Origin of the sequence: Fulvivirga kasyanovii (assembly GCF_009711405.1) — a bacterium.
Lineage (GTDB): Bacteria > Bacteroidota > Bacteroidia > Cytophagales > Cyclobacteriaceae > Fulvivirga > Fulvivirga kasyanovii.
Window position 1 is genome coordinate 1 of record NZ_SMLW01000443.1, and the last position, 10,731, is coordinate 10,731.

The following is a 10,731-nucleotide window of genomic DNA, read 5'->3' on the forward strand; positions in this document are numbered from 1 at the left end:
GAGGGGATACGCTCGTACAAAAACGTAAACGGATGTAACATCTTCAAAGCGAAGGAGCACTACGACAGGCTACAGTACTCTGCGGAAAAAATGCACGTCAACCTGCCTTACTCTACCGAAGAGCTGATCAACATCACCTATCAGCTTTTGGATAAAAACAATCTTCGTGATGCCTATATCCGCCCACTGGTCTATTCCGGGCCATACATGGGGCTTACTCCCGCAGAGGAAACACACGTATTTATAGCTGCCTGGGAGTGGGCTAAATATCTGGGTACCAACCCGCTGCACGTCATGGTGTCTTCGTATCAGCGGCCTAACCCGAAATCCTGCCACGTCGAGGCTAAAGTTGTCGGACATTATACTAATTCAATTCTTGCCACTACTGAGGCCAAGCGCCTGGGGTATGATGAAGGCTTGCTGCTGGACATGCATGGCAATGTAGCAGAAGGCCCGGGAGCCAATTTCTTTTTCGAAAAGAATGGCACCCTTTATACGCCACCGGCAGGCAATATATTACCGGGAATTACCCGCTCCACAGTTATTGACCTGGCACGTGAGCTCGACATTCGTGTGGTAGAGAAACAATTTACAGTAGAAGAGGTGTACGGGGCAGACAACGCCTTCTTCACGGGTACCGCCGTGGAGGTAGCTCCAATTGCCTCACTGAATGGTGAAAAGTTTAAGGGCAACTGGGAAGATTCTGCCGGACACAACATCTATCTGATGTACAGACAGAAAGTACAGTTTAATGAATATCAGGGATTGACAATCGTTTAAAGAATGCAAAAAATATTAAATAAATATAGCCAACAAGTAACTCAGGATCCTACACAACCGGCCGCGCAGGCGATGCTTCATGCCATCGGCCTTTCTGATGAGGACCTTAAAAAACCTCAGGTAGGTATTGTCAGTACTGGTTTCGAAGGAAACCCTTGCAATATGCACCTGAACGATTTGGCAAAGGTAGTGAAGAAAGGAACTATCAGTAATGAGCTGGTAGGGCTGATCTTCAACACTATTGGAGTTAGCGATGGTATTTCTATGGGCACACCTGGCATGCGTTACAGCTTGCCATCAAGAGATATTATTGCTGACTCCATTGAAACTGTAGTCAATGCCCAGTCATATGACGGATTGGTAGCGGTAGTTGGATGTGATAAGAATATGCCTGGAGCAATGATGGCGATGGGGCGATTGAATCGCCCGGCGATATTGATCTACGGAGGCACCATTGCCCCGGGATGTTACCGTGACCAAAAGCTGGATGTGGTTTCTGCATTTGAAGCTTTGGGACAGAAAATGGCGGGCTCAATTTCGCAGGAAGATTTTCAGGGTATTGTCTCCCATGCCTGTCCGGGACCGGGAGCATGCGGTGGTATGTACACGGCCAATACCATGGCCTCTGCTATAGAGGCTCTCGGTCTTAGCCTCCCTTTCAGCTCATCTAACCCTGCACAAAGTCCTGAAAAGGAAAATGAATGTGTGCGGGCAGGAGAGGCGATCAAGTACCTTATCTACAACGACATCAAACCCAGGGATATCGTAACTGCGAAATCTTTTGAGAATGCTGTGGCACTGATAACTGTACTCGGCGGTTCGACCAATGCAGTATTGCACCTGCTGGCCATTGCAAAAGCTTTTGAAGTGCCACTTACCCTCACTGATTTTCAAAAAGTGAGCGAAAAGACCCCTTTGTTGGCAGACCTTAAACCAAGTGGTAAGTACCTCATGGAAGACCTGCACAAGGAAGGAGGCGTTCCTGCGGTAATGAAAATGATGCTGGAAGAAGGCCTGCTACATGGCGATTGCCTCACCATTACCGGCAAAACCATTAAGGAAAACCTTGCGGAGGTAAATGGACTGGGAGAGAGCCAGCCGATCATCAAGCCATTGGACAACCCTATAAAAGCCACCGGACATATCAGGATACTGAAAGGAAATCTGGCTCCTGAGGGTGCTGTGGCAAAAATCACCGGCAAGGAAGGGGAAGTATTTGAAGGTCCTGCCAGAGTATTTGAAGGCGAGTTTGATGCTAACGACGGACTGGCAGCCGGTCAGGTGAAGTCCGGAGAAGTAGTAGTGATCAGGTATGAAGGCCCCAAAGGCGGCCCTGGTATGCCTGAGATGCTCAAGCCTACTTCATCTATTATGGGTGCAGGATTAGGCAAGGAAGTAGCGCTGATCACTGATGGCCGGTTTTCGGGAGGTACGCATGGCTTTGTAGTAGGCCACATAACTCCTGAGGCACAGGAAGGCGGACCGCTGGCCATAGTTAAAGACGGTGATATCATCCGCATAGATGCTACGAACGACACCATTGACATACTCATTGACGAAGCCGAAATGAAAGAAAGGCTGAGTAAATGGGTAGCGCCACCACTGAAAAAGACGAGTGGAGTACTTTACAAATATGCCAAAAATGTTTCATCAGCATCGTTGGGATGCATAACTGATCAATAAATTATGGACACACTGACCAAAACAGTTGGAGCTGAATCAAAAATGACACAGACGATGAGCGGCGCGGAGGCCGTCATCCAATCGCTTCTTGCAGAAGATGTCGATACTGTCTTTGGTTATCCCGGTGGGGCGATCATGCCCATCTATGATGCGCTATTCGATTATCAGCATTTTATCAATCACGTATTGGTACGTCATGAGCAGGGGGCCACACATGCTGCCCAGGGCTTTGCCCGGGTGAGCGGTAGGGTTGGCGTTTGCTTTGCCACTTCAGGCCCCGGAGCTACTAACCTCATCACCGGTTTGGCAGATGCCATGATAGATTCCAATCCACTGGTATGTATAACCGGGCAGGTGGCATCGCACCTTTTAGGTACTGATGCTTTTCAGGAAACTGACGTGCTTGGCGTATCTATGGCAGTTACTAAATGGAACTGTCAGGTGACAAAGGCGGAAGACATCCCCGGAGCCATAGCCAAAGCTTTTTATATCGCCCGCTCTGGCAGACCTGGGCCGGTATTAATTGACATCACAAAAGATGCGCAGTTCGGACAGCTTGATTTTAGCTACGAGCCCTGCGAGATGATAAGAAGCTATGTGCCGCGCCAAAAGTTGTACATGGACCGGGCAAAGGAAGCCGCGGAGTTGATCAATAACGCCAAAAAGCCATTTCTGCTCGTTGGGCAAGGTGTAATACTCGCCCAGGCAGAGCAGGAAGTACTTAACCTGGTGGAAAAAGCGGATATACCTTTTGCATGGACATTGATGGGACTTTCTGCAATGCCCACTGACCATGAGTTGAATATGGGTATGTTAGGCATGCATGGCAACTATGCACCTAATATAAAGACCAATGAGTGTGATGTTTTGATTGCCGTGGGAATGCGGTTCGATGACCGTGTGACCGGTGATGTTTCCAAATATGCAAAACAGGCCAAAGTAATACACATCGAAATTGACCCTGCGGAGATAGACAAAATCATTCCTGCGGATGTGCCCCTGGTGGCAGATGCAAAGGAGGCAGTAGGTGCTTTGAATGAGCTGGTTTTGCCTAATAAACATGCAGACTGGGTCAATAGCTTTAGGGAAGCTGCCGCTATTGAGGTGGAGAAAGTAATCACTCAGGACCTGTTTCCTCAAAAAGAGGGAATGACTATGGGTGAAGTGGTGAGAAGCGTTAGCCAGAAACTTAATGGAGATGGCGTGCTTGTAACAGACGTAGGTCAGCATCAGATGGCCGCATCACGATACTTTCAGTTCAATAAAACGCGAAGCAATGTAACCTCAGGTGGCCTGGGTACCATGGGCTTTGCCCTGCCGGCTGCTTTGGGCGCTAAACTGGGTTGTCCGGAGAGAGAAGTGGTTGCGGTAATAGGTGACGGCGGATTTCAAATGACCTTGCAGGAGCTGGCTACTATTTTTCAAACCAATGCTGCTGTTAAAATCCTGATACTCAATAATAATTTTCTGGGTATGGTAAGGCAGTGGCAGCAATTGTTTTTTGAGAAGAGGTACTCCTTTACAGAAATGGTCAACCCTGATTTTGTAAAGATCAGTGAAGCATATGGTATACCTGCCCTGAAAGTAGAGCGCAGGGAAAACCTTGATGAGGGAATCAAGACCATGCTTGAATCAGAAGGGCCTTTCCTTCTTGAAGTAATTGTAGAGAAAGAAGATAACGTATTTCCGATGGTTCCTACAGGGGCTGCAGTTTCAGATATAAGATTAGAGTAACATGATACGAAAATACACCATAAGCATATTTACCGAGAATTTTTTCGGCCTTCTCAACAGGATAACCATCATTTTCACCAGAAGAAGGATCAATATAGAGAGCCTGACAGTCTCTGAATCAGAGGTCAAGGGCGTGCACCGCTATACGCTGGTAATAAAGTCTGAGGAGGAGAAAGTAAAGAAGCTGGTAAAGCAGATTGAAAAGCTGGTTGACGTACTTAAAGCATTCTACTATATCAATGAGGAGACTGTTTTTCAGGAGATAGCCCTTTATAAAGTATCTACCCATGCTTTGAAAGAAGGTAGAAATTTTGAGCGGTTGATCAGGGACCATCATGCGCGGATGCTGACGGTTGAGTCGGAATTCGTAGTGATCGAGAAAACCGGGCATAAGGAAGAAACACAGGAGTTGCTGAGACAACTACAGCCTTTTGGGGTACTTGAGTTTGCCAGGTCCGGCAGGGTGGCAGTTTCAAAACCCATGAAAAAGCTTTCATCTTACCTCAGGGAAATGGAAGAAGAACAACTGGTGACCGCGTGAAGGACACCATCATTTAAAAAAGAATAATTAACAATAATAATACTATTAAGCTATGGCTAAAATTAATTTCGGCGGAGTAATCGAAGAAGTAGTTACCAGAAGTGAATTTCCTTTAGAAAAAGCACGTGAAGTGCTAAAAGATGAGACCGTGGCCGTGATCGGCTATGGAGTACAAGGTCCCGGGCAAGCACTGAACCTGAAAGATAATGGCATCAACGTAATTGTAGGCCAGAGAAAAGATTCTAAGACCTGGGATAAGGCTGTTGCCGATGGCTGGGAGCCAGGAAAAACACTTTTTGAAATAGAAGAAGCATGTGAGAGAGGTACTGTTATCCAATACCTGCTTTCTGATGCAGGCCAGATTACACTATGGCCAACCGTAAAGAAATATCTTACACCGGGCAAAGCCCTTTATTTCTCTCACGGTTTTGGCATTACTTATAAAGAAAGAACAGGTATAGTACCTCCTGAAGATGTGGACGTAATCCTTATTGCTCCTAAAGGTTCAGGTACTTCATTGAGGAGAATGTTCCTGGAAGGACGAGGACTTAATTCCAGCTATGCAATATTCCAGGATGCTACAGGCAGGGCGAAAGAGCGCGTGGTAGCACTAGGTATAGGTGTAGGTTCTGGTTACCTGTTCGAAACTACTTTCAAAAGAGAGGTTTACAGTGACCTTACCGGGGAAAGAGGCTCATTGATGGGCGCTATCCAGGGTATTTTCGCCGCTCAGTATGAAGTATTGCGAGCCAACGGACACACGCCATCCGAAGCTTTTAATGAAACTGTTGAAGAGTTGACCCAATCCCTGATGCCATTGGTAGCAGAAAATGGTATGGACTGGATGTATGCCAACTGCTCTACTACAGCCCAGAGAGGTGCACTGGATTGGTGGAAGAAATTCAGGGATGCTTCAAAGCCTGTATTTGAAGAGCTCTATGCTGAAGTAGCTAAAGGCAACGAAGCTCAAAAATCAATAGACAGCAACAGCAAGTCTGATTACCGTGAAAAGCTGGAAGAAGAGCTGAAAGAACTGAGAGAATCAGAGATCTGGCAAGCAGGAGCTGAGGTAAGAAAGCTTCGCCCTGAAAGCCCGTAAGTATTTCCTACCCAATATAAGCTATATCAGGAGCCTTGCAGGGTAACCCTGGTGAGAAGGTTCCTGATATAGCCTATCCCATTTCCGGAAGTATAGAAAAGTGAGAGAGATAAATCCTAAAGTAATGCCTCAGACAAAAGTCAACAGAATATCCATAGACAACATACTTACGGCAGCAGAGAACCTTAAAGGTGTAGCCATAAGGACCCCGTTAATGCCCAATCACCATTTATCGGAGCGCTATGGAGCCAATATTCAGCTTAAAAGAGAAGACCTGCAGGTGGTGCGGTCATACAAGATCCGGGGGGCATATAACATGATCCAGAGCCTGGATGAGGAGCAGCTAAAGAATGGTGTGGCGTGCGCCAGCGCAGGGAACCATGCACAGGGTGTTGCATTGGCCTGTAGCCTGAAAAAGATCAAAGGCACCATATTTATGCCCTCGCCTACACCTAGTCAAAAAGTGACCCAGGTCAAAATGTTTGGTAAAGAGTACATTGAAGTAGTGCTTACCGGAGATACTTTTGACGATGCCTTTCACGAGGCTATAGCATTTTGTGAAAAGAATGACGTTGCCTTTATCCCTCCCTTTGATGATGAAAAGGTCATAGAAGGACAAGCAACGGTCGGTAAAGAAATACTGGAAGATAGCAATGAGCCTGTAGATTACCTCATTTTGCCCATCGGGGGAGGTGGGCTGGCGGCAGGACTTGCCAGTTATTTTAAAGTACTCTCACCCTCCACCAGGATCATTGGCGTAGAGCCTGCCGGCGCTCCTGCGATGAAAAACTCCATCGAAAAAGGTGAAGTAGTAACCCTCGATAACATAGACAAGTTCGTGGATGGCGCTGCGGTAAAAAGAGTAGGTGATATCACTTTTGAAATTTGCAGGGAACTGCTTGATGATGTGATAACCGTGCCCGAAGGCCAGGTATGTGGAGAAATATTGAGGCTGTATAATGAGCAGGCTATTGTGGTGGAACCTGCCGGAGCTCTTTCGATTACAGCACTGAATGTGCTAAAAGATGAGATTGAGGGAAAAAACGTAGTGTGTGTGGTCAGCGGCAGCAATAATGACATTACACGAACCATGGAGATCAAAGAGCGCTCTTTGTTATATGAGGGGCTTAAACATTATTTTATAGTAAACTTTCCGCAGAGGGCAGGAGCATTGAGAGAGTTTCTGACCGAGGTGCTGGGGAAAAACGATGACATTACCCATTTCGAATACTCCAAAAAGAATAGCCGCGAAAGAGGGCCTGCATTGATTGGTATAGAACTGCAAAACAGGGAAGACCTCGAGCCTTTAATGTCGCGAATGGAAGTGAAAAGGTTTAAGTACGAATATATCAATGACCAACCTCAGTTGTTTCATTATTTAATTTAATCTCAGAGTTGAATAATTCCTAAGGAAAAGGCTTCCGGCATAGTGCCAGAAGCCTTTTTGTTTAAGCATGCCCGTTTCCTAAATGCACATGCGATAGATAGGTGATTTAGTTAATACTAAAATTAAGGGCATTGTTCGCCGGGTCTGAGAGGCCTTGAGCTTTGGTATACCGTTATGGTTTTAGTACCGGCAGCACCACCATCAATAGTTACAGTACCTCTTCTTCTGGGCTCGCATACCATGTTGTAAGAGGATACACTAATGTTGAACGTGCCACTGTTTGAGCCACTTGACGGAGAAACAGAAATCCAGCCGGCATTATCAGTTACGGTCCAGTTTACATTAGCCGAAACAGTGATGGTACGGCTGCTTGATGTGTACCCGAAACTTACAGAAGTGGGAGATACAGTTAAAGTAGGATCACCGGGAGGGTTGGTAGAGCCTGGGTACAAAGTGGTTAGCGCTGTAGCATCGTAGTTGCTGAATTCTCCGTTTTCAGAACCATTGAAGCAGGCCAGCATGATAGAGTTCATATCAACATTTGTAGTGGCCGGTGTGCCGGGAATGTGGATTGCACCTACTCCGGCATCGCCTTCGTTGCCTCCTGATCCACAAGAAATTGATCTGTTGAAATAGTCAGTATGACGTAAGCCTACACAATGTCCGATTTCATGGGTCATAACATGCTCAACTACATCTGTTCCGTAATTGACGGTTCCTGCCTGTATTTCCACCCATTTGTAGGGGTTTCCTCCTGTAGGGAAACCGGCTCTTCCTCCTCCGTTGCCCGAAACTCTTGTAACAACAATATCATAGCTGCTGGAGTTGGTACCAAAAGCCAATGTGAAATTCAAGCCCAGGTTCAGGTTGTTGTAGTTGTCAACAGCCATTTGTAAGGCCGATCTCATAGTAGCATCAAGGTATGAACTGTTGCTGCCACTGCCGTAGTAGCCGAGAACTTTGATGGTTTTGGGAGAGCTAACCAGGTTTGTGGTTCGGTATTGCTCCGTAGTTGGACCGTCGTGGGTATCAGGTAGCATAGCTGCCAGTTGTTTCGGAGAAATCTTGATGTCGTTTTCAAGCACATAAACCTGCTCAGACTCTCCGGTAACCGGGTTATTGAAAGTTTCAAACCTGATGTCGCTGACATCAAAGCCGAGTTCAGTAAACTGGGCCAGGGTTTCTTCGCTAATTTGTGGTTCTTGAACGGGGTCAACCGCGGGCTCATCCGAACAGGAGAACACCACAAAAGCCAGGAGCGCTACCAGTCCCAGCAATGAAATTCTGATCTTTTTCATTTTTGTTGGTTTTAGTTAGTAAATGATTTATTTGGTTATTCATTATAAAGATATGTGGAATGGATTTCGTTGGAAATCCCTGATTCCGGTTATAATTTTTTATACCTGAAATGCGCTATGGCCCTGTAAAAGACTAAGGCGATTTATTTTTTATAGCGAAATGTATTTACGATTTTTGCATCGTGCTGAGATATTTTCAAAATAAAAAGAGACGATATAAGATCCTTATCTGTATTGTTTTAGTTGCCGGATACTACCTGTTGTTGCCTGATGAATTGTTTGATGCCCCTTACTCCACTACCATTGAGAGCAGGGAAGGACAGCTATTGGGTGCAGCAATTGCCTCTGACGGACAATGGCGCTTTGCCGAAATGGACTCTGTCCCCGAGAAGTTTGAGGAGGCGATCATACACTTTGAGGATGAAGGGTTTTACTATCACCCCGGGGTCAATCCGTTTGCACTGTTGCGAGCCACCTGGCAAAACCTGCGTTCTGGCAAAGTAGTTAGCGGGGGCAGCACCCTTACCATGCAGCTCGTCCGGCTTAGCAGGCGCGATAAGCCGCGAACCCTTTGGCAAAAGATCATTGAGATCGTGATGGCCACCCGGGTGGAGCTTTCGTATTCTAAAGAAGAAATACTGAACATGTATGCGTCACATGCACCTTTTGGAGGTAATGTGGTCGGCCTTAATTCCGCTACATGGAGATATTTTAACCGAGGGCCTGAGGATATTTCATGGGGAGAAGCGGCATTGCTTGCTGTACTGCCCAACAGTCCGGGCCTTATACATCCCGGCAGGAACCGGGATGAACTGCGGGCCAAAAGAAACAGGCTGCTGGATAAACTACTTGCCGAAAGTATTATTGATTCTCTGACTAACCAACTGGCCAAATCCGAATCTATACCGGACGAACCTCTGCCACTGCCACAGTTGGCTCCTCATTTGCTCACCCGGGCCATTCAGGACGGCAAGGAACAGCAAAACATTGTAAGTACTATAGATATTTCTTTGCAAAGACGGGTAGCGAGAATAGTGGAGAACCATCATCGTACATTGAGAGGGAATGAAGTTTATAACGCCGCTGCTATTGTGGCACATGTACAGTCGGGCGAGGTGCTGGCTTATGTGGGCAACGTGCAGCAGGCCGGGCGTGAGCATGATAATTATGTCGATATCATAACTGCACCAAGAAGTACGGGAAGCATTTTAAAACCCTTTCTGTATGCCGCTATGCTCGATGAAGGGCAGATCCTGCCTTCATCGCTCGTTCCGGATGTGCCGGTTTTTATCAGTGGGTTTGCTCCTAAGAATTTCTCAAGAACATACGACGGAGCCGTGCCTGCTAACCGTGCCCTGTCCCGGTCGCTGAATGTGCCGGCAGTGCAAATGCTCAGGCAGTATCGCTATGAAAAGTTCCACTCTCTGCTCAATGAGCTGGGAATGACAACGTTGACAAAATCCCCGGATCACTATGGATTATCGCTGATACTTGGCGGTGCGGAAGGTACACTTTGGGATATTAGTGGCATGTACGCGGGGCTGGCGCGCACCTTAAACCATTATAATACCCACACGGATAACTACCGTTACAGTGATAACAGTTTCAGTCCTCTTCATTATGTAAGACAGGTTGTTGATGATACGGAGGAAAGGAGCGATACAGGAATATTAAGTGCTGCAGCAGTCTACCACACTATGGAAGCTTTGCTTGAAGTTTACCGGCCTACAGAGGAATCATCGTGGGAGATGTTTGATTCATCGCAAAAAATAGCCTGGAAAACAGGTACCAGTTTTGGCTATCGGGATGCCTGGGCAGTGGGGGCGACATCAGAGTATGTAGTAGGTGTATGGGTAGGAAATGCGGATGGAGAGGGAAGGCCCGGACTTACAGGTATACAGGCTGCAGCCCCATTGATGTTTGATGTTTTTGATGTTTTGCCCAAATCAGTATGGTTTGACGAACCATTGTCCGAAATGGTACCTATGAGTATATGCAGGGAGAGCGGCTACCGTGCCACCGAGCTTTGCACTCCTGTTGACACATTGCAGATAATTAAAGCAGGTAGCCGGACAGAAAGTTGCCCTTATCATAAAGCAGTGCATCTCGATACTGATGGCTATCGTGTGCATGCTGACTGTGAACCCGTACGCAACATGTTACATACTTCATGGTTTGTATTGCCTCCTGTTCAGGAGTATTACTACAG

8 protein-coding genes are annotated in these 10,731 nt (G+C 46.7%); 7 read left to right on the forward strand and 1 reads right to left on the reverse strand.

Annotated features, from left to right (window positions below):
- The 6 genes from ilvE to ilvA all read left to right on the forward strand — a co-directional run.
- On the forward strand, window positions 1-780 hold a 780-nt coding region (ilvE, locus tag E1163_RS07005), incomplete at its 5' end, for a branched-chain-amino-acid transaminase (RefSeq protein ID WP_155170727.1).
- Between the two features lie 3 nt (window positions 781-783).
- Complete coding sequence (gene ilvD, locus E1163_RS07010) at window positions 784-2,463, forward strand: dihydroxy-acid dehydratase (protein WP_155170728.1); 1,680 nt, start codon at window positions 784-786, stop codon at window positions 2,461-2,463.
- A 3-nt stretch (window positions 2,464-2,466) separates the two neighbouring features.
- A complete protein-coding gene (ilvB, locus tag E1163_RS07015; RefSeq protein ID WP_155170729.1) occupies window positions 2,467-4,197 on the forward strand; it encodes a biosynthetic-type acetolactate synthase large subunit in 1,731 nt (576 codons plus the stop codon).
- 1 nt (window position 4,198) lies between these two features.
- Window positions 4,199-4,738 carry an acetolactate synthase small subunit gene (ilvN, locus tag E1163_RS07020; protein ID WP_155170730.1) on the forward strand — a complete coding sequence of 180 codons (540 nt, stop codon included), beginning with the start codon at window positions 4,199-4,201 and terminating at the stop codon, window positions 4,736-4,738.
- 52 nt (window positions 4,739-4,790) lie between these two features.
- Window positions 4,791-5,837, forward strand: coding sequence for a ketol-acid reductoisomerase (ilvC, locus tag E1163_RS07025; RefSeq protein ID WP_155170731.1), 1,047 nt, complete (start codon window positions 4,791-4,793; stop codon window positions 5,835-5,837).
- Between the two features lie 124 nt (window positions 5,838-5,961).
- Complete coding sequence (ilvA, locus tag E1163_RS07030) at window positions 5,962-7,224, forward strand: threonine ammonia-lyase IlvA (protein ID WP_155170732.1); 1,263 nt, start codon at window positions 5,962-5,964, stop codon at window positions 7,222-7,224.
- A gap of 122 nt (window positions 7,225-7,346) precedes the next feature.
- On the opposite strand, the gene E1163_RS07035 is transcribed toward ilvA, so the two are convergent.
- Window positions 7,347-8,522 (reverse strand): M57 family metalloprotease, encoded by a 1,176-nt coding sequence (locus E1163_RS07035; protein ID WP_155170733.1) that lies wholly within the window; start codon window positions 8,520-8,522, stop codon window positions 7,347-7,349.
- A 182-nt stretch (window positions 8,523-8,704) separates the two neighbouring features.
- Between E1163_RS07035 and pbpC the strand changes: the two genes are divergently transcribed.
- Window positions 8,705-10,731: penicillin-binding protein 1C (gene pbpC, locus E1163_RS07040; RefSeq protein ID WP_343033773.1), on the forward strand; the 2,027-nt coding region annotated here is incomplete at its 3' end.